Source organism: Burkholderia guangdongensis (assembly GCF_013403875.1).
GTDB classification, from domain to species: Bacteria; Pseudomonadota; Gammaproteobacteria; order Burkholderiales; family Burkholderiaceae; genus Burkholderia; species Burkholderia guangdongensis.
In genome coordinates, this window is record NZ_JACBNX010000010.1 from 117,532 (window position 1) to 137,663 (window position 20,132).

A 20,132-nucleotide genomic window follows, 5' to 3' on the forward strand; every position below is an offset into this window, starting at 1 on the left:
GCGGAGTTCGCGGCATCGATGCGGGCGGCGTTTTCGGTGCGCGCCCGGGACCGCGAATCCGCGCTCGGGGCCGTGAATTCGCGCGCTCCGGGCCTTGCGGCAAACGGGATGTCGGCGGCAACAGACTTTACACGTTGTTACGCGCGCGGCCCGGACGCCCATCCCGGCTTTCCTTATACTCACGCGCATTCGCCCAGTGGCGATTCCCGTCGCGAACGCGATGCCGTTGCAGGAAACACGATGATGCGCATACCCACTCAAAAAACCGTTCTGTTCGCCGCGCTCGTCGCCACGGCGGCGCTTCCGCTGACCGCGTGTGTCGCGCCGGGCTATGCCCCGTACGGCGCGCAGCCGGGCTATCAGGCCCAGCCGCAGTATGCGCAGCCGCAGTACGCTCAACCGCCGCAATACGCGCAACCGTCGTACTCGCAGCCGGGCTACGTGCAGCCCGCGCCCGGCTATCCGCAGAACTCGGCGCCGCCGTACTCGAACGGCGGCCCGAACGACCCGTATGCTGCGCAGTATGGCACGCAGTACGGGACGATCGCGAACATCCAGCCGGTCAGCGGCGCGGTGGGTCCGTCGGGCGTCGCGGGCACCGTCGTCGGCGCGCTGATCGGCGGCGTGCTCGGCAACCAGATCGGCCATGGCCACGGCCGCGACGCGGCAACCGTGATCGGCGCGCTCGGCGGCGCGGTCGCCGGCAACCAGATCGGCCAGCAGATGGGCGCCGCGCAGCCGCCGAGCAGCTACCGGATCGACGTGCAGGTCAGCGACGGCTCGATGCGCTCGTTCGACGTGCAGTCGCCGGGCGACCTGCGGCCGGGCGATCGCGTGCAGATCAACGGCAACCAGCTTTCGCGGTATTGATCTCGCGAGACCGGCTCGGCCACCCTCATCCCGCCTGCCTCGATATGCCGACTCCGACGATCACGATCCGCCAGCTCGACGACACCGACGCCGCCCGCTTCAAAGCGCTGCGCGTGCGCGCGATCGAGCTCTCGCCGACGTCGTTCCTGCCGACCCGCGACGAGGAAAACAGCCGCTCTCTCGACGAAGTCGCAGCGCGCATCCGGACGACGGACACGCAGACTGTCTTCGGCGCATTCGACGCGGATACGCTGATCGGCATCACCGGGGTGCGCCGCGAGACGCTCACGCAACTCCGCCACAAGGCAACCGTCTGGGGCGTGTTCGTCGATCCGGCGTTCCGCGGCCGCGGCATCGCGCAACGCCTGCTCGACGCCGCGACCGCGCACGCGGCTGACGTCTGGCACTGCGTGCAGGTGACGCTCGGCGTGAACGCGAACAACGACGCGGCGAAGCGCCTGTACGTCGCGCAAGGATTCGTCCGGTTCGGCACCGAGCCGCGCGCCACCCTCGTGGACGGCCGATTCTACGACGAGGAATACATGGTCAAGACGCTGAAGTAACGGGTGGCGCCGGCGCGGATCGGCCGTTAGTTGCATTACCAAAGCCGCAGACTCCAAGCCGCTGACCCAAAGCCTCACACGCCACCCGATCTTTATGCGCACAAACTCGCATCGCACCCCGTCCGTCCGCGACCGTACCGGGATCGACCGCGCCGGCGGAATATGACAAGCTCGGAGTCCGTGATTCAACCACCCGTCCGAGGAACCTGAATTGCCGATTCGCCACGGAGTCGATCTCACCCGCGCCCGCGCATTGCTCGAACGCGAACGCCAGGCGTTCACCGACGCCATGCCGAAATCCCGCGCACTGTCCGCGCAAGCCGCCGAGCACCTGCTGTTCGGCGTCCCGCTGCACTGGATGCAGGACTGGTCGACGCCGTTCTCCCTGTACGTCGATCACGCGCAGGGCGCGCATTTCACCGACGTCGATGGCCATCGCTACGTCGACTTCTGTCTCGGCGACACCGGCGCGATGTTCGGCCACGCGCCCGCGCCGGTCGCCCGCGCGCTCGCCGAGCAGGCGACGCGCGGCTACACGACGATGCTGCCGAGCGAGGACGCCGCGTGGGTCGCCGCCGAGCTTGCGCGCCGCTTCAGGCTGCCGTACTGGCAGTTCGCGCTCAGCGCGACCGACGCGAACCGCTTCGTGCTGCGCTGGGCGCGCGCCGCGACCGGCCGCAAGACGATCGTCGTCTTCAACGGCTGCTATCACGGCACCGTCGACGACGTGTTCGTCGATCTCGTCGACGGCCGCGCGGTGCAGCGCGACAGCCTGCTCGGCCAGGCGCACGATCTGCTTGCGTACACGCGCGTCGTCGAGTTCAACGATCTCGACGCGCTCGAAGCCGCGCTGAAGGACGGCGACGTCGCGTGCGTGCTCGCCGAGCCGGCGATGACGAACATCGGCATGGTGCTGCCCGACGAAGGGTTCTGGCGTGCGGCACGCGCACTCACGCGCCGCTACGGCACGCTGCTCGCGATCGACGAAACGCACACGATCAGCAGCGGCCCCGGCGGCTACGCGGTCGCGCACGGACTCGAGCCGGATCTGCTCATCGTCGGCAAGCCGATCGGCGGCGGCGTGCCGTGCGCGGTCTACGGGTTCAGCGCCGCGTTCGCGGAGCGCGCGAAGCACGCGAAGCTGAACGCGCCGCCCGGCCATTCGGGTATCGGCACGACGCTGACCGCGAATATGCTCGCGATGCACGCGATCCGCGCGACGCTCGCCGAGGTGATGACCGACGCCGCGTACGCGCATATGTTCGAGCTCGCCGCGCGCCTCGCGTCGGGGCTCGAGCAGGCGATCGCGAAGCGCGGGCTGCCGTGGTGCGTGACGCGGATCGGCGCGCGCACCGAGTTTCAGTTCGCGCCGGCACCGCCGCGCAACGGCACGATCGCCGGGCAGCAGCTCGACAGCGAACTCGAGCACATCGTGCATCTGTATCTGCTCAATCGCGGCGTGCTGATCACGCCGTTCCACAACATGATGCTGATCTGCCCGGACACGTCGGCGGCCGACGTCGACCGGCTCGTCGCGCAGTTCGACGCGTGCATCGGCGAGCTGGCCTGACGACCGGATCACGCACGCATCACACACCCATACCGCACGCATGTTCCGCCGGCCAGCGCCGGCCGGCGGAGCGCGACGCGCCCCTCCCCCGCCCCCTGCGCGCGCCTGCGCCCGTCGGATAGACCCTCCCCACCACGCATGCCGGCGCCCAAGTGCCGCGTATGACGTTATCATCGATGTTTAGCCGCCGTTCGCCGGCCTGCCTGACGCAACCAGCCCCTGCGTCGGACGGCCGGGCAGCCCGAACGGTCCGCCCGCATCCGGCGTCGCGTCCGCGCAGGACGCCCCGCCCCGCCGGGCCTGGCATACAAAGCGTCGCGGCACGATCCGCGCGCGACGAATATTCTTCACACGGAAGGCAAACATGATCGACCATCACGGACTGCAGGTTTCGGAAGCACTGAGCCTGTTCATCGAAAACGAAGCGATGCCCGGCACGGGCATCGACAAGGACGCGTTCTGGCGCGATTTCTCCGCGCTGGTGCACGACCTTGCGCCGAAAAACCGCGCGCTGCTCGCCGAGCGCGACCGCCTGCAGTTGGAGCTCGACGCGTGGCATCGCGCGAACCCCGGCCCGGTCCGCGATCCCGCCGCCTACCGCGCGTTCCTCGAAAAGATCGGCTATCTGGTGCCGGTGCCCGCGAGCGTGTCGGTGACGACCGAGAACGTCGATCGCGAGATCGCCGAGCAGGCCGGCCCGCAGCTCGTCGTGCCGCTGTCGAACGCGCGCTACGCGCTGAACGCCGCGAACGCGCGCTGGGGCAGCCTGTACGACGCGCTGTACGGCACCGACGCGCTGCCCGAGGACGACGGCGCCGAGCGCACGTCCGTGTACAACCCGGTGCGCGGCCAGCGCGTGATCGACTACGCGCGCGGCGTGCTCGACCGCGCGGCGCCGCTCGCGGCCGGCTCGCATCGCGACGCGCTGCGCTATCGCGTCGACGGCGGCAAGCTCGTCGTCGACACGAACAACGGCGCAACGGGCCTCGCGCAGCCCGCGCAGTTCGTCGGCTACCAGGGCACGGCCGATGCGCCGTCCGCGATCCTGCTGAAGCACAACGGCCTGCACATCGAGATCCAGGTCGACGCGTCGACGCCGATCGGCCGCTCGGATCTCGCGAACGTGAAGGACGTCGTCGTCGAGGCGGCGGTCTCGACGATCATCGACTGCGAGGATTCGGTCGCCGCGGTCGACGCCGAGGACAAGGTGCAGCTCTACCGCAACTGGCTCGGACTGATGCAGGGCACGCTCGTCGAGGAAGTCGCGAAGGGCGGCAAGACCTTCACGCGCCGGCTCGCCGCCGATCGCACCTACACCACGCCCGACGGCGGCACGCTGGCGCTGCACGGCCGCTCGCTGCTGTTCGTGCGCAACGTCGGCCATCTGATGACGAACGGCGCGGTGCTCGACCGCGACGGCCACGAGATTCCGGAAGGGATTCTCGACGCCGTCGTCACGGTGCTGTGCTCGCTGCACGACCTGAAGTCGAAGCGGAACTCGCGCACCGGCTCGATCTACATCGTGAAGCCGAAGATGCACGGCCCGGTGGAAGTCGCGTTCGCGAGCGAGCTGTTCGGCCGCATCGAGGATCTGTACGGCGTGCCGCGCAACACGCTGAAGATGGGGATCATGGATGAAGAGCGCCGCACGAGCGTGAATCTGTCCGCGTGCATCGCGGCGGCGGCGGCACGCGTCGCGTTCATCAACACCGGCTTCCTCGACCGCACCGGCGACGAGATGCACACCGCGATGGAAGCGGGCCCGATGATCCGCAAGGGCGACATGAAGACGTCCGCGTGGATTACCGCGTACGAGCGCAGCAACGTGCTCGCCGGCCTCGCTGCCGGGCTGCGCGGCCGCGCGCAGATCGGCAAGGGGATGTGGGCGATGCCGGACCTGATGCACGCGATGCTCGAGCAGAAGATCGCGCATCCGCGCGCGGGCGCGAACACGGCATGGGTGCCGTCGCCGACCGCCGCGACGCTGCACGCGCTCCACTATCACGACGTCGACGTACAGGCCGTCCAGCAGGAACTCGAGAAGATCGACTACGCGGGCGAGCGCGGCGCGCTGCTCGACGGGCTGCTGAGCGTGCCGATCGTCGAGCGCGCGAACTGGAGCGAAGAAGAGATCCTGCGCGAAATCGAGAACAACGCGCAGGGGATCCTCGGCTACGTCGTGCGCTGGGTCGAACAGGGCGTCGGCTGCTCGAAGGTGCCGGACATCAACAACGTCGGCCTGATGGAAGACCGCGCAACGCTGCGCATCTCGAGCCAGCACATCGCGAACTGGCTGCGTCACGGCGTCGTCGCCGAGGACTTCGTGCTCGGCGTGTTCAAGCGGATGGCGCGCGTCGTCGACGAGCAGAACGCCGGCGATCCGAACTACCGTCCGATGGCGCCGAACTACGACGCATCGGTCGCGTTCCAGGCCGCGCTCGCGCTGACGCTGCAGGGCCGGGCGCAGCCGAGCGGCTACACCGAGCCGCTGCTGCATCGCTTCCGCCTCGCGTTCAAGGCCGCGCAGCACACGCACTGACGCACCGCGACACACCGACACACCCAATCGCACGCGCGCAGCGCACTCGACGGGCGGCCCACGGGCCGCCCGTTTTCGTTCCGGCGCCGGCATCGCGCGACTGCGAAACCCCCTCCGCCATCCCGTGATATCGCCCGTAATAAAGCGTCAGATTACTGTTCTCCACGCGCCAATGCGCGCGCTATACTGCCCCGACCGAGGGCTGCGGCTGCCCGGCATGCAACGCCAAACGGATCGCCGCCCGGATAGTCACATGAATACAACCGCATCGCGCCGCCTTGCGTCTGTCGCACGGCGGCGAAGCCCACCGATCGTCGGAACATGGCAGACACCGAATATGCAATGCCCAGCGAGCCCGGCCCGACGCGCCGCGTATTCGCGCATCTGCACCGGCTGTTCGTTCCGCATCTGATTTTCTACACCGGTCTCGCCATCGCGATGATCCTGCTGCTGCTCTGCGGGCTCCTGCTCTACCAGGGCCGGATGGACGCACGCGAGCGCGCGCGCACGACGCTCGAGAATCTCGCGCAGATGGCCGAATGGGATATCGAGCGCAACGTCGAGATCTATTCGCTGTCGCTGCAAGCGATCGCCGACGGGCAGAACGATCCGGCGATCAAGCGGCTGCCGATGGACCTGCGCCGCGAGGTGCTGTTCGACCGCTCGACGACGGCCAAGTATCTGGGCGGCATCTACGCGCTCGACGAGCATGGCAACATCGTCGTCGACGGCGCGGTCGACCAGCCGCGCGAGGGGAACTTCGCGGATCACCCATTCTTCACGTTCCAGCGCGACCATCCGAACGGTGGCCTGTTCGTCAGCGCGCCGTACCGCTCGCACATGCGCGGCGGCTCGCCGAGCATCTCGCTGAGCCGCCGCATCACGCGGCCCGACGGCTCGTTCGGCGGCGCCGCGGTGATCGCGATCAAGCTCGAATATTTCCACGATCTGTTCTCGCGCCTCACGCTCGGCCGGCGCGGCTCGATCTCGCTGATCGAGACGAACGGCCTGATGGTGATGCGTCAGCCGTACGACCCGTCGATCATCGGGCGCGACATCAGCCGGGCGAGCACGTTCCGGCGCTTCATGGACGCGCCGGAAGGCAGCTTCTCGGACACCGCGTCGATCGACGGCGTGCGGCGACTTTACGTGTTCCGGCACCTGGAAAATCTGCCGCTGATCATCATGGTGGCCGAGGCCGAATCTGACATCTATGCGACCTGGTACGACCGCGCGGTGCCGATCGGCTCGGTGATGGCGATACTCGCGATCGGCTTCGTCGGGCTGTCGCTGCTGCTCGACGTGCAGATGCGCAAGCGCCATCGCGCGGAGGCAGAGCTACAGGCGCTCGCGCGCACCGACGGGCTGACCGGCCTCGACAACCGCCGGATGCTCGACGTCACGCTCGTGCGCGAATGGCGCCGCGCCGCGCGCGCGCGGCACGCGCTGTCGCTGCTGTTCGTCGACATCGATCACTTCAAGGCCTACAACGACACGCAGGGCCACCAGGCCGGCGACGACGCGCTCGCCGCGGTCGGGCACTGCATCGCGGGCTGCCTGCGCCGGCCGGCCGACTACGCGGCGCGCTACGGCGGCGAGGAGTTCGTCGTGATCCTGCCGGACCAGACCGTGCAGAGCGCGGTGGCGGTCGCGGAATCGATCCGCGCGAGCATCCACGCGCTCGACATTCCGCATCCGGCGAGCGAGTACGCGCGGCTGACCGCGAGCATCGGCGTGACCACCTGCATGCCCGAATGGGGCGGCGGCGTGCAGGCGGCGCTCAAGCGCGCGGACGACGCGCTCTATCGCGCGAAGGCGGGTGGCCGCAATCAGATCGTCGTGCAGGTCGAGTCACGGCACGAGCGTAAGCGCGCGTAGGCGTACGAAAGCGCGCCTACGCGCACGTCGACCGCCGCGCGATGCGGCGCCCGGTTGCTCAGTTGGTCCGCGCGTTGTGCTTCGTCAGGAACGCGATCAGCCCGTCGATGCCGCCCTGCGCGAGCTGGGCCTTGAACTGCCCCTGATAGACCTGGATCAGCCACGCGCCGGACATGTCGATGTCGTAGATTTTCCAGTCGTTGCCGACCTTGCCGAGCCGATAGCCGACCGACTGGCTGTCGCCCGGCGTCGTGACCGTCGACTGCACGAGCGCGTCGCTACCCGACGCGCCGCCCGCCTTGAACGAGAACTTCGCGTCCTGGCTGCCGAGCTGCGCGAGCGACGCGGCATAGGTACGCGTCATCAGCAGCTTGAACTGCGCGTAGAGCGCCTGCTGCTGTTGCGGCGTCGCCTGCTTCCACGCGTCGCCGACCGCGATGCGCGTCGTGCGCTCGAAGTTCGTCGCGGGCAGGAAACGCGCCTCGACGACCTGCGTGACCTTCGCCATGTCGCCGCCGCGCGCCGCCGGATCGGCCTTCATCGCGGTGACGGTGCCTTCGACCGCGTTGCGCACGACGTCGACCGGCGCGCTCTGCGCGAATGCGGAAACGGATACGGTGGCCGCGGCGAGAAATGCAAACAGATGACGTTTCATACGGATATCGCACTCGAGGAAAAAAGGGCCGGCGCGGCACGGCGGCCGGCCCGGGCAAGTATACCGGGCCCGGCGGCGCCGTGACACGCGGTGACCGACTGTTACCTTTGACGCGGGATTGTCACTGGCGGGACGGGGCCGACGAGGCTGGACGAAGCCCGCCGGGCGCTGGCCGTCCGGCCGAAGCGACCGGCGGATCGACGCACCGGTATACTTGGGCACTTTGGTTTTTGGGCCCATTCCACCGCCTCATGGTGACATCTCTTCTCGTCCGGCTCGTCGTGTTGTCGGTGCGGCGCCCGATCTGGGTCGTCGTGCTGTCGCTCGTCGCCGCCGCGCTGAGCGGCGTGTACGTCGCGCAGCACTTCAAGATCAACACCGACATCAGCAAGCTCGTCGAGGCCGACCACGAATGGGCGGCGCTCGGCGACGCGGTCGACCGCGCGTTCCCGCAGCGCGACGGCACGATCCTCGCGGTCGTCGAGGCGCCCGCGCCCGAATTCGCGGCCGCCGCCGCGCACGCGCTGACGGCCGCGCTCGAGAAAGAAGCCGCGGCCGGCCGCATCGGCCAGGTCGCCGAGCCCGGCGGCGGGCCGTTCTTCGAGCGCAACGGGCTGCTGTTCCTGTCGCCGCAGCAGGTCGCGACGACGGCCGAGCAGCTCGCGAGCGCGCGCCCGCTCGTCAACGAACTCGCGAAGAACCCGACGCTGACCGGACTCGCGACCACGCTGTCGACCACGCTCGGCCTGCCGCTGCAGACCGGGCAGGTGAAGCTGCCGGGCATGGCGAAGCTGCTCGCGCGCAGCGCCGCGACCGTCGACGACGTGCTCGCCGGCAAGCCGGCCGCGTTCTCGTGGCGCGCGCTCGTCGACGCCGACGCGGCGCGGCAGCCGGCGCGCGCGTTCGTGACCGTGCAGCCTGTCGTCAACTACGGCGCGCTGAAGGCCGGCGAGCAGACCAGCGAGACGATCCGCGCGACCGCACGCGCACTCGACCTCGAGCACCGCTTCGGCGCGGCCGTGCGGCTGACCGGCGAGCAGCCGCTCGCCGACGAGGAATTCGCGTCCGTCGAGGACGGTGCCGCGCTGAACGGCGCCGGCACCGTGCTCGTCGTGCTCGCGATCCTGTGGGTCGCGCTGCGCTCGAAGCGGATGATCGGTTCGGTGCTCGTCACGCTCGCGGTCGGCCTCGTCGTCACCGCCGCGCTCGGGCTGATGATGGTCGGCTCGCTGAACATGATCTCGGTCGCGTTCATGGTGCTGTTCGTCGGCCTGGGCGTCGACTTCGCGATCCAGTACGGCGTGAAGTACCGCGAGGAGCGCTTTCGCGATCCGCGCATCGACCATGCGCTGATCGGCGCCGCGCACGCGATGGGGATGCCGCTGCTGCTCGCGACGGCGGCCGTCGCGGCGAGCTTCTTCTCGTTCCTGCCGACCGCGTATCGCGGCGTGTCGGAGCTCGGCCTGATCGCGGGCGTCGGGATGTTCGTCGCGCTGCTGACGACGATGACGCTGCTGCCCGCGCTGCTGCGCCTGTTCGCGCCGCCGGGCGAGGCGAAGGCGCCGGGCTTTCCGCGCCTCGCACCGATCGACGACTACCTGGCCCGGCACCGCAAGCCGATCCTGATCGGCACGCTCGCGGTCGTGATCGGCGCGCTGCCGCTGCTCGCGTTCCTGCGCTTCGACTTCAATCCGCTGCATCTGAAGGATCCGCACAGCGAATCGATGGCGACGCTGCTCGCGCTGAAGGATTCGCCGGAGGCGGCGGTCAATGACGTGACGTTGCTCGCGCCGTCGCTCGCCGCCGCCGACGCGGCCGCGAAGAAGCTCGATGCGCTGCCCGAAGTGGGCCGCACGACGACGCTGTCGACGTTCATCCCCGACGATCAGCCCGACAAGCGTGCGTCGATCGCCGCGGCCGCGAGCGAGCTGGCGCCCGCGCTGACGCAGCCGGCCGCGCCGAGCGCGACGGACGCGCAGCGCGTCGCCGCGCTCAAGCGCGTGTCGGACCTGCTCGGCTACGCGGCCGAGGACCATCCGGGCCCGGGCGCGGCGGCCGCGCAGCATCTGTCGGCATCGCTCGCGAAGCTCGCGTCCGCCGACGCCGCCACGCGCGAGCGCGCGGAGCGCGCGTTCTCGGCGCCGCTGCGCATTGCGCTCGGCCAGCTCGCGCTGCTGCTGCAGCCGCAGGACATCACGCGCGACACGCTGCCGCCGCAGCTCGTGCGCGACTGGATCGCCCCCGACGGCCAGGCGCTCGTGCAGATTTCGCCGAAGGTGCCGGCGGGCGTCGATCCGAACGACGACGTGATGCTGCGCCGCTTCGCGAAGGCGGTGAAGGCTGCGGAGCCGAGCGCGATCGGCGGGCCGATCTCGATCCTGCACTCGGCGGACACGATCATCCACGCGTTCCTGCAGGCGGCCGCGTGGTCGATCCTGTCGATCACGATCCTGCTGTGGATCACGCTGCGCCGCTTCGGCGACGTGCTGCGCACGCTCGTGCCGCTGCTCGTGTCGGGCGTCGTCACGCTCGAGCTGACGGTGCTGTTCGGGATGCCGCTGAACTTCGCGAACATCATCGCGCTGCCGCTGATGCTCGGCGTCGGCGTCGCGTTCAAGGTGTATTTCGTGATGGCATGGCGGGCCGGCCAGACGGGGCTGCTGCAATCGAGCCTCACGCATGCGGTGCTGTTCAGCGCTGCGACGACCGCGACCGCGTTCGGCAGCCTGTGGCTGTCGCACCATCCGGGCACGGCCAGCATGGGGCGGTTGCTCGCGCTCGCGCTGTCGTGCACGCTGATCGGCGCGGTGGTGTTCCAGCCGGTCCTGATGGGCAAACCGCGCGCCGCGCGCGCCACGCAACGGAAGCAGGAAAAACATGAATAAGCGAATTCTCGCGGCGACGCTCGCCGCCGGTGCGATGCTGAGCGGATGCGCGACAGGCCCGAACCGCGACCCGGCCGATCCGCTCGAGCCGATGAACCGCACGGTGTTCAAGTTCAACGACGCGGTCGACACGCACATCGCGGTGCCGATCGCGAAGGGTTACCAGAAAATCACGCCGACGCCGGTGCGCGCGTCGATCAGCAACTTCTTCTCGAACATCGGCGATCTCGGCAACATCGCGAACAACCTGCTGCAGTTGCGCATCACCGACGCGACCGAGGACGTGATGCGGGTCGTGATGAACTCGCTGTTCGGCGTGGGCGGTCTGTTCGACGTCGCGACGCAGGCCGGGCTGCCGAAACATCACCAGGACTTCGGGCTCACGCTCGCGCGCTGGGGCGTGCCGTCGGGGCCATATCTGGTGCTGCCGGTGTTCGGGCCGAGCTCGTTCCGCGACGGCGTCGGGCGCGCGGTCGACGTGCGCTTCAACCTGCTGAACTACATCGAGCCGGCCGTGCGCAATCCGATGTACGTGATGCAGTTCGTCAGCGCGCGCGCGGACCTGCTCGGCGCGACCGACCTGCTGCAGCAGGCGGCGCTCGACAAGTATTCGTTCGTGCGCGATGCGTATCTGCAGCAGCGCAAGTCGCAGACCTATCACGGCGGCGCCGAGCCGAACGCGCTGCCGAACTACAACGAACCGGGCGATTCGGGCGGCGGCGCGAACGCGCCCGGCAACGCACCAGCAACACCGGGGCTGCCGAAGTACGACGATCCGGGCGATGGCGCGGCGGCACCGGCCGGGGGGACTGGGGCAGCCGAGCCGGCCAGCAGCCCGGCGGCGAACTGAATAAGGGCTCGGGCGTGCGCCGCGCCCCCGGCATCGGATCGCGCATCGAATGAGGTCAATTTCAGCATGAGGCAGATTTCCGCCCATTAACGGCACATTTTTTACCTAAGAGGTATAATTTTGCCTGTTATGTGAAACGAGGATTGTCATGCTGTTCGACCTCGCCTCGGTCTCGGAAATCGCACAAACCTTCGCACAGCGACTGCGCGCGCTGAGGCTCCAGCAAGGGCTCTCGCAAGCGGAGCTCGCCGGTCGCGCGGGCATCTCGGTTCGCGCGCTGCGCAACCTCGAAGCGACCGGTCAGGCGACGCTGGAATCTTTTCTCCGCGTCGCGCAGGCACTGGGCCGCGCATCCGACCTGGAAAAGATCCTGGAGATCAAGGTGCACTCGATTCGGGCGATGGAGGAAGCGAGCCGCACACGCCAGCGCGCGCCACGCCGCCGCCCGGCGGCGACTCCGGGGGACAAGCGATGAAACACTTGCGGGTCGTCTATGAAGGCTGGGGCGAGCGCTTCGATCTCGGCCAGCTCGCCGACGACGGTCGCCGGCTATTGTTCGAATACACGCCGACCGCGCTCGATCGCGGTCTACAGCTTTCTCCGTTCAGGCTGCCGCTGCAGGCAGCGGCGTTCGGCGAATTCCCGGCGCACCAGCACCGACTGCCGGGCCTCGTCAGCGACAGCTTGCCCGATGGCTGGGGCATGCTGCTGATGGATCGTCTGTTTCGCTCGCGTGGCATCGAACCGTCCCGGGTATCGCCGCTCGATCGCCTCGCGGTCATCGGCCACACCGGAATGGGCGCACTGACCTACGCGCCCGAAAGCGAAGCCCCACTCGTCCTCGCCGACGTCGACCTCCACACGATCGCGGCCGAAGTCCAGGACGTGATGACCGGTGACAGCGAAGCGCTGCTGCTCGAGCTGCTGCTGATGGGCGGCTCGCCACATGGTGCGCGCCCGAAGGTGCTGGTCAACGTCGATCTCGACGGCAACCGGATGTGGAACGTCGAAGCGGCGCCTGGCGTGCCGTGGATGGTCAAGTTTCCCGCTCAAACCGAGCATCGCGAAGTATGCGCGATCGAGACGTTGTACGCGGAACTGGCCCGCGCGTCGGGCATCGACATGCCGGCCACCCGCCATTTCGATCTCGGCAAATCGGGCGCCGCGTTCGGCATCGAACGCTTCGACCGCCGCGACGGTATGCGCGTGCCGGTCCATACGGCGGCGGGCGTCGCGCATGCCGACTTCCGGATGCCGGAACTCGATTACCTGAATCTGCTGCGGCTGGTCCGCTTCGTGACCGGTGACATGCGGGAAGTCGGCAAAATGTTCGAGCGGTGCGTATTCAACGTCGTGTTCAACAACCGCGACGATCATGCGAAGAATTTTTCGTTCAGGCTCGAACGGGACGGCCACTGGCGAGTGTCGCCCGCGTACGACCTGACGTTCAACGTCGGTCCTGCGGGCGAGCATCAAATGGATATCTGCGGCGCAGCGCGCGCACCCGCGCGAGCGCACCTGCTGAAACTTGCGGGAATGAGCGGCTTGGGCGACAAAATGGCAGCCGAGACCATCGACCGAATCACGGAACATGCTGCCGGCCTGTCGGTGCTCGCATCGGCGTTACCGATCCGATCGGAAACCGTCTCTTTACTCGTCAAGGCCGTTGAGGGCAATCGCGCGCGAATGACCGCGGGCGCATAGAGCCGCCGCTCGCGCAGGCCATCGCGCCTCCGGAAGCCGCGCCCCCGTCAAACCACCCTCAACGCCCCCGCCCGTTCGAACGCGTGCCGCGCCTGGATCAGCGTCGTGCGCGCCGCGCGCGCATCGCCGGCGACCTGCAGCAGCGCGCCGAGCTGCGACGGCTGTCTGGCCAGCTCGCGCAGGATCGGCAGGATCGCGGTGGTGCCGTCGTCGCGTAACCCCGCCGTCGCCGCGCGCGGCAACGTCCGCCACACCGGATCGACGATCGCCCGGCACACCACGAACGGCACGCCGCGCGCGGCCGCGAACGCGCCCGCGATATGCGACTCCATGTCGACCGCCAGCGCGCCCTTCGCACGATAAAGCGCGCCCTTCTCCCGCGCGCCGACGACCGGCGCGCCGACAGCCGCCATCACACCGCGCGTCACGCGCGGCCACACCGGCGTGTCGCGCAGCGCGGCGACGAGCCGCGCGCTCCAGCCGGCGTCGGTTTCCACGCGGCCGAACGGTCCGTCGATCGCGTCCGCGATCACGAGCGCGCCCGGCGCGAGATCCGGCGCGAGGCCGCCTGCCGTCCCGAAGCTGACGATTCCCGCACAGCCGCGCGCGCTCGCCTCGGACAGCGCGCGCTCGAGCCGGTCCGCGCGCGCGGCGAACACCGCGTCGACGCCGTCGCCGCGCGCGATGCGCGCCTCGAACGCCATCCCCGTCACGGCGATCACGGGCTGCATGCCAGTACGTGCAGACGTCACCCGTTACATCCCGACCGTCACGCGCGTGTCGCCCGTGCGCTTCAGGTTGCGGAAGCGCGCGAGCGCCCACAGCGGGAAAAACTTGCGATAGCCGTGGTAGCGCAGATAGAACACGCGCGGGAAGCCGGTCGCGGTGAAGCGCGTCTCGTCCCACAGGCCGTGCGCGTTCTGCTCGGCGATCAGGTAGTCGATCCCGCGCTCAACCGCCGGATGATCGACCTCGCCCACCGCCATCAGCCCGAGCAGCGCCCACGCGGTCTGCGACGACGTGCTCGGCGCCTGCTCGTAGCCGCGATAGTCGAGCTTGTAGCTGTCGCCGTCCTCGCCCCAGCCGCCGTCCTTGTTCTGGATCGACAGCAGCCACTGCGCGGCGCGCTTCACGCGCGGATCGTCCGGGCCGAGGCCCGCCGCGTTCAGCGCGCACAGCGCGCTCCACGTGCCGTACACGTAGTTCATCCCCCAGCGGCCGTACCAGCTGCCGTCGGGCTCCTGCTCCTTCAGCAGGTAATCGAGCGCGCGGCGCGCCGGCTCGCTCGTTTCGGCCGTCTCGCCGAGCTGCGCGAGCATCGACAGGCAGCGCCCCGACACGTCCGCGGTCGGCGGATCGAGCAGCGCGCCGTGATCGGAGAACGGAATGTTGTTCAGGTAGTACTGCGTGTTCTCGGGTTCGAACGCGCCCCAGCCGCCGTCGCTGCTCTGCATCCCGACGACCCATTCGCGCGCGCGCGCGATCGCGTCGCGATATTCGTCGTTGCCGGCGAGCTTCTGCGCGCGGTCCATCGACATCACGACGACCGCCGTGTCGTCGACGTCCGGATAGTGCGGGTTCGCGTACTGGAACGCCCAGCCGCCCGGCCGCACGTTCGGGCGGCGCGAGATCCAGTCGCCGCGCACGTCGAGGATCTGCAGCGGCTTCAGCCACTGCAGCCCGCGCTGCGCGGCCTGCTGCGCGCGCGCGTCGCCGGTCTCGAACAGCGCGTGCGACACGAGCGACGTGTCCCACACCGGCGACAGGCACGGCTGGCAATACGCTTCGTCGTCGTGGATCACGAGCAGCTTCTCGATCGACTGGCGCGCGATCGCACGGTTCGGATGGTCTTCCGGATAGCCGAGCACGTCGTACATCATCACCGCGTTCGCCATCGCCGGATAGATCGCGCCGAGGCCGTCCTCGCCGTTCAGGCGCTCGTCGACGAACGCGACCGCCTGCCGGATCGCACGCTCGCGCGTGTAGGTCGGGAACAGCCCGTCGACCGCGCGCAGCACATGATCGACCGCGCGGAAGAACGCGAACCAGCCGACGCTCTGATGGCCCTGGCGCGGCAGCAGACCAGTGTTCACCGGCGGGCTGATGAACAGCTCGTCGATCCGCACGCCGCGCGGATTCTTCGCGATCGGCCGCTTCGCGTTCAGCACGAGCAGCGGCACGATCACCGTGCGCGCCCAGTACGACACCTTCGACAGATGGAACGGGAACCACTGCGGCAGCATCATGATCTCGACCGGCATCATCGGCACCGCGCGCCACGGCACCGCGCCGTACAGCGCGAGCTGGATCCGCGTGAAGACGTTCGACATCTCTGCGCCGCCCATCGCGTGGATCGCGCGGCGCGCGCGCTGCATGTGCTCGGCGTTCTCGTCGTCGCCGATCACCTTCAGCGCGAAGTACGCCTTCACACTCGCGCTGATGTTCGGCGCGCCGTCGGTGAACAGCGGCCAGCCGCCGCCCGGCTGCTGGATGCGACGCAGGTAGCGCGCAATCTTCCGCTCGAGCTCGACGTTCGGCGTCTCGCCGAGGTAATGGACGAGCAGCACGTATTCGGCGGGAATCGTCGAGTCGGCCTCGAGTTCGTAGACCCAGTGGCCGTCCGCGTTCTGCGCGGCGAGCAGCGCATCGGTCGCGCGCGCGACCGCGGCGTCCAGGTCGAGGTCGGCCGGCGCGGTACCGGCCGCCAGCGTTTGCACATCGGTGAGATCGTTCATCGGTCCCTCTCTTATCGTGTCTGGAGCACGTCCGCGGCCTGCAGGCCGGAGCGGATCGCGCCCTCGATCGTCGCGGGCAGGCCGGTGGCCGTCCAATCGCCCGCGAGCGCCAGATTGGTCCAGCGCGTGCGCGACGCCGGACGTTTCATTTCCTGCGGCACAATCGCCGCGAACGCCGCGCGCGGCTCGACGACGAGCTGCCACGCGGGCATCGGTTCCGCGTCGGTCAAACCCACCGCGCTTGCGACGTCCCGCCAGATCGCGCGCGCGAACGCGTCGCGCGGCGCATCGAGCCGGCCGGCCGCATCGCGGATCGTCGCGACGAGGTGACCGTCGACCGCGCGCACCGCGTCGATCGAGCCGTTGATCGCGCTCAGGTACGGCGCGCAGCCGGCCGGCGGCTCGATCGCGAAATAGGCGGTTGCGATCGCGCTGAACGCGTCCGGCGCCGGCAGATCCGGCACGAGCGGCTGCGCGACGTCCGGCGGCACCGCGAGCACGACCGCGTCGCCCGGCTCGAGATCGACGCGCGCACCGCCGATCCGAAGCGCGTCGACCGCATTGCCGTGCGCGCCGAACTCCAGTGCATCGAGCCGCGAGTTCAGCCGGATCGCCGCGCCGCCATGCTGCAGAAGCCGCAGCGCCGGATCGACGAACGCGCTGCCGAGCCCGTGGCGCGCGACGAGCGGACGGCTCGCCGGGCCGCCCGACGCGAGCGTGTCGCGCACGAACGCGCGCACCAGCTCGGCCGTCGCCTGACGCGGCTCGACGTTCAGCGCGGTCAGAAAAATCGGCTTCAGCCAACGGTCCCACAGAATGCCGTCGCACCGCATCGTCTGTCCGAGTGACCGGCCGGTGCGCGCGAATGCGAGCGGCACGAGCGACAGGTAATCAAGCGGCGTCGTGTCCGGCACGCGCGCGGCCGCATCGAAAATCCACGCGGGCCAGCGCCCGCCGCCGAGCCGCAGCGTCCAGCGACGCCGCGACGCGAGATCGACGCACGCGAATTCGGCATGCGTGGGCCCGACGAGCCGATCGGCCGCGCCGATCGTGCGCAGATAGCGCTGCGTCGCACGCTGCCCCGAAAACACCAGATGCAGGCCGCTGTCGAGCGTCGCGTTCAGCGTGCCGTCGAACCACGACCGGCAGCGGCCGCCCGCGTTCGCGCTCGCGTCGTGCAGCACGATGCGACGCCCGCGGCGCTGCAGTTCCAGCGCGGCCGACAGGCCTGCGAGCCCCGCGCCGATCACATGGACGGTCCTCGGCATCGCCCCGGCTCAGAACAGCGCGTAGCGCGCGGCGATCAGCAGCATCCGCGCCTTTGGCTTGCGGATCGGCGCGCGCGGCGCGTCGAAGCCGCGCGCGAGCGCCGCGTCGAGAATGCAGCGGTACGCACCCGACATGATCCGCGGCGCCTTCACCAACGCGCGCGGCGACGCGTCCATCACCGCGTCGGCCTGCGCGAAATGGCCGAACGCGCGCTCCGCGAGCGTCGCGCACACGCGCGGCAGCGCCGGATCGCGCGCGATCGTCTTCGGATCGGCGAGCGCGATGCGTTCGCGCTCGAGCAATTCGCGCGGCAGATAGCAGCGGTTGATCGCCGCGTCGTCGTCGATGTCGCGCAGGATGTTCGTCAACTGCAGCGCGCGGCCGAGATGATGCGCGAGCGTGCGCCCCGCCGCTTCCTGCATCCCGAAAATCCTCACCGACAGACGCCCGGCCGAGCTCGCGACGCGGTCGCAGTACAGATCGAGCGTCGCGTCGTCGGGTGCGCAGATGTCCTCGGCGGCGTCCATCGCCATCCCGTCGATCATCGCGTGGAAATCGTCGCGCTGCAGATCGAACGCGCGGATCTCGCGCTCGAGCGCGGCAAGGCGTGCGGGCGGACGGCCCGCGAAGCACGCGTCGATGTCCGCGCGCCAGCGGTCGAGGCCGGCGGCGCGCTCGGCGCGCGGCAGGTCGCTGTCGGCGATGTCGTCAACCGCGCGGCAGAACGCGTACACCTGGAACATCGCGTCGCGCTGCGCGGCCGGCAGAATGCGCATCGCGAGATAAAAGGAGCTGCCCGACGTGGCGGCAGCGGCATCGGTTGCGTGATCGTCCACGACGAGATCGGAAACGGCCAAGACGAGCTCCACTGAGGCGCCCCGTTGGGCGATTGAAGAAGCCATGCCCGGCTGGGATGGTAAATACGTGCGAGATGGGCGAACGATGCGCGCAGACAGGCACAAATTACCGGCGTAAACCCGGAATTGGCCGAAAGTATAGCAATGTTTGAACCGTACTGCCGCCGCACCCGTGGCGCCGCGCGGAAGCGCGGACGGACGGACGGGCGGACGGGCGGACGGGCGGACGGGCGGACGGGCGGACGGGCGGACGGACGGAGGGGCGGACGGGCGGACGGCGGGCGCGGGGCGCGTCAGTCGTAGACGACGTCGCGCTGCAGGTCGAGCGCGATCAGCCCCATCGTGCGGGCAAGTGTCAGCATCGCCCGCCGCTCGAGCCGCGAGCCCATGAAGCTCGTCACGCGGCCGTCCGGCTCCACGGTGAACTGGAACACCGGGCCGCCGGTGCCGAACCACGCGCCCGGCACCTCGTCGGACTCGCGCCAGTCGATCTGCGCGAACACCCGCGCGATCCCGGCGCGCACCGCGTCGCTCGGGCCGATCGACGGCGGCACGTCGCCGAGATCGTCGAGCGAATAGGGGCCGGGCGCGTCCGGCTTCCGGTAGAACAGGTAGTCGACGTTCATGGGAACCTGCTCGATGTCAAAGCATAAAAAGTACCTCGAAAGTACCGCGATCGCCGCCGATTTCAAATCGGGATCGGACGAATTGTCGCCTGCACGAGACAAACCCGGGGGTGTATTTCGGCCATCGCGCGATGCGGAACGGCTTGGGATCATCGGCAATCGTCACTAATATGGCGGTTTGACCGGCCCGCGGGCCGGTCCGACACTCGAATGGAGACGCACGTGACTGCCGCCTCAGCCGCCTCGACGCAATCCGCCGCCCGCCCGGACGGCTCCGCCCACCCCATTTTCGTGCTCGTGCACGGCGCCTGGCACGGCGCGTGGTGCTACGCGCCGCTCGCGGCCGCGCTCGCCGCGCGCGGCCATCTGTCGATCGCGCGCGACCTGCCCGCGCACGGGTTGAACGCGCGCTTCCCCGCGTCGTACCTGAAGCGGCCGCTCGACAAGGACGCGTTCGCGTCCGAGCCGTCGCCGGTGGCGAACACGACCCTCGACGATTATGCGACGCAGGTGATGCAGGCGATCGACGACGCGTACGCGCTCGGCCGTGGCAAGGTCGTCGTCGTCGGGCACAGCATGGGCGGCATCGCGATCACCGCGGCCGCCGAGCAGATCCCGGAGAAAATCGCGAAGATCGTCTATCTGTCCGCGTTCATGCCGGCATCGGGTGTGCCGGCGCTCGATTACGTGCGGGCACCGGAAAATCAGGGCGAGATGCTCGGCCAGTTGATGCTCGCGAGCCCGCGCACGGCCGGCGCGCTGCGCCTCGATCCGCGCAGCGACGACGCCGCGTATCGCGCGAGCGCGAAGCGCGCGCTGTACGACGACATATCGCAAGCGGACTACGACGCGATCGCAAACCTGATGAGTTGCGACGTGCCGGCCGCGCCGTTCGCGACCGCGATCCCGACGACGGCGGCGCGCTGGGGCGCGATCCCGCGTCATTACGTGAAGTGTCTGCAGGATCGCGTGATCCTGCCCGCGCTGCAGCAGCGCTTCATCGACGAAGCCGACGCGTTCGTGCCGGCCAATCCGACGCGCGTGCATCTGCTCGACAGCAGCCACTCGCCGTTCGTGTCGCAACCGGCGGTGCTGGCCGGCGTGCTGGCCGACATCGCGAAGGATTGAAGG

At 69.3% G+C, this 20,132-nt stretch carries 16 protein-coding genes; 10 read left to right on the top strand and 6 right to left on the bottom strand.

Annotation, left to right across the window (positions count from 1 at the left end):
- The first annotated feature begins 240 nt into the window (after window positions 1–240).
- From HZI36_RS11745 to HZI36_RS11765, 5 genes are all read left to right on the top strand, one after another.
- Window positions 241–870, top strand: coding sequence for an outer membrane lipoprotein (locus HZI36_RS11745; protein ID WP_179402817.1), 630 nt, complete (start codon window positions 241–243; stop codon window positions 868–870).
- Window positions 871–914: 44 nt separating this feature from the next.
- Entirely contained in the window at window positions 915–1,433 is a 519-nt protein-coding gene (locus HZI36_RS11750) for a GNAT family N-acetyltransferase (protein ID WP_179402818.1), read from the top strand.
- Window positions 1,434–1,644: 211 nt separating this feature from the next.
- Window positions 1,645–3,003, top strand: coding sequence for an aspartate aminotransferase family protein (locus tag HZI36_RS11755; RefSeq protein ID WP_179402819.1), 1,359 nt, complete (start codon window positions 1,645–1,647; stop codon window positions 3,001–3,003).
- A gap of 364 nt (window positions 3,004–3,367) precedes the next feature.
- Window positions 3,368–5,542, top strand: coding sequence for a malate synthase G (locus HZI36_RS11760; RefSeq protein ID WP_179402820.1), 2,175 nt, complete (start codon window positions 3,368–3,370; stop codon window positions 5,540–5,542).
- Window positions 5,543–5,863: 321 nt separating this feature from the next.
- Window positions 5,864–7,420: a sensor domain-containing diguanylate cyclase gene (locus HZI36_RS11765; RefSeq protein ID WP_179402821.1), complete on the top strand. Its 1,557-nt coding sequence runs from the start codon at window positions 5,864–5,866 to the stop codon at window positions 7,418–7,420.
- Window positions 7,421–7,478: 58 nt separating this feature from the next.
- Here HZI36_RS11765 and HZI36_RS11770 read toward each other — a convergent pair whose 3' ends face one another.
- Window positions 7,479–8,075, bottom strand: coding sequence for an MlaC/ttg2D family ABC transporter substrate-binding protein (locus HZI36_RS11770; RefSeq protein WP_179402822.1), 597 nt, complete (start codon window positions 8,073–8,075; stop codon window positions 7,479–7,481).
- Window positions 8,076–8,326: 251 nt separating this feature from the next.
- On the opposite strand from HZI36_RS11770, the gene hpnN reads away from it, so the two are divergent.
- The 4 genes from hpnN to HZI36_RS11790 all read left to right on the top strand — a co-directional run bounded on the left by hpnN (window position 8,327) and on the right by HZI36_RS11790 (window position 13,514).
- The gene (gene hpnN, locus HZI36_RS11775; protein WP_179402823.1) at window positions 8,327–10,960 is read left to right on the top strand and encodes a hopanoid transporter HpnN; all 2,634 of its coding nucleotides are present in this window, start codon (window positions 8,327–8,329) and stop codon (window positions 10,958–10,960) included.
- On the top strand, window positions 10,953–11,810 hold the full coding sequence (locus tag HZI36_RS11780; RefSeq protein WP_179402824.1) for an MlaA family lipoprotein: 858 nt from the start codon (window positions 10,953–10,955) through the stop codon (window positions 11,808–11,810). The genes hpnN and HZI36_RS11780 overlap by 8 nt, the downstream gene beginning before the upstream one ends.
- A gap of 148 nt (window positions 11,811–11,958) precedes the next feature.
- Window positions 11,959–12,285 carry a helix-turn-helix domain-containing protein gene (locus HZI36_RS11785; RefSeq protein WP_179402825.1) on the top strand — a complete coding sequence of 109 codons (327 nt, stop codon included), beginning with the start codon at window positions 11,959–11,961 and terminating at the stop codon, window positions 12,283–12,285.
- Window positions 12,282–13,514 carry a type II toxin-antitoxin system HipA family toxin gene (locus HZI36_RS11790; protein ID WP_179402826.1) on the top strand — a complete coding sequence of 411 codons (1,233 nt, stop codon included), beginning with the start codon at window positions 12,282–12,284 and terminating at the stop codon, window positions 13,512–13,514. Before HZI36_RS11785 ends, HZI36_RS11790 begins: the two co-directional genes overlap by 4 nt.
- Before the next feature lie 47 nt (window positions 13,515–13,561).
- Here HZI36_RS11790 and HZI36_RS11795 read toward each other — a convergent pair whose 3' ends face one another.
- From HZI36_RS11795 to HZI36_RS11815, 5 genes are all read right to left on the bottom strand, one after another.
- A complete protein-coding gene (locus HZI36_RS11795; protein WP_179402827.1) occupies window positions 13,562–14,245 on the bottom strand; it encodes a phosphorylase in 684 nt (227 codons plus the stop codon).
- Between the two features lie 24 nt (window positions 14,246–14,269).
- Entirely contained in the window at window positions 14,270–16,249 is a 1,980-nt protein-coding gene (gene shc, locus HZI36_RS11800; RefSeq protein ID WP_179402828.1) for a squalene--hopene cyclase, read from the bottom strand.
- A gap of 11 nt (window positions 16,250–16,260) precedes the next feature.
- Window positions 16,261–17,517 carry a hydroxysqualene dehydroxylase HpnE gene (hpnE, locus tag HZI36_RS11805; protein WP_179402829.1) on the bottom strand — a complete coding sequence of 419 codons (1,257 nt, stop codon included), beginning with the start codon at window positions 17,515–17,517 and terminating at the stop codon, window positions 16,261–16,263.
- Window positions 17,518–17,526: 9 nt separating this feature from the next.
- Window positions 17,527–18,375 (bottom strand): presqualene diphosphate synthase HpnD, encoded by an 849-nt coding sequence (hpnD, locus tag HZI36_RS11810; protein WP_179402830.1) that lies wholly within the window; start codon window positions 18,373–18,375, stop codon window positions 17,527–17,529.
- 293 nt (window positions 18,376–18,668) lie between these two features.
- The gene (locus HZI36_RS11815; protein WP_179402831.1) at window positions 18,669–19,001 is read right to left on the bottom strand and encodes a hypothetical protein; all 333 of its coding nucleotides are present in this window, start codon (window positions 18,999–19,001) and stop codon (window positions 18,669–18,671) included.
- Window positions 19,002–19,211: 210 nt separating this feature from the next.
- On the opposite strand from HZI36_RS11815, the gene HZI36_RS11820 reads away from it, so the two are divergent.
- Window positions 19,212–20,129, top strand: coding sequence for an alpha/beta fold hydrolase (locus tag HZI36_RS11820; protein ID WP_179402832.1), 918 nt, complete (start codon window positions 19,212–19,214; stop codon window positions 20,127–20,129).
- Window positions 20,130–20,132: the final 3 nt, after the last annotated feature.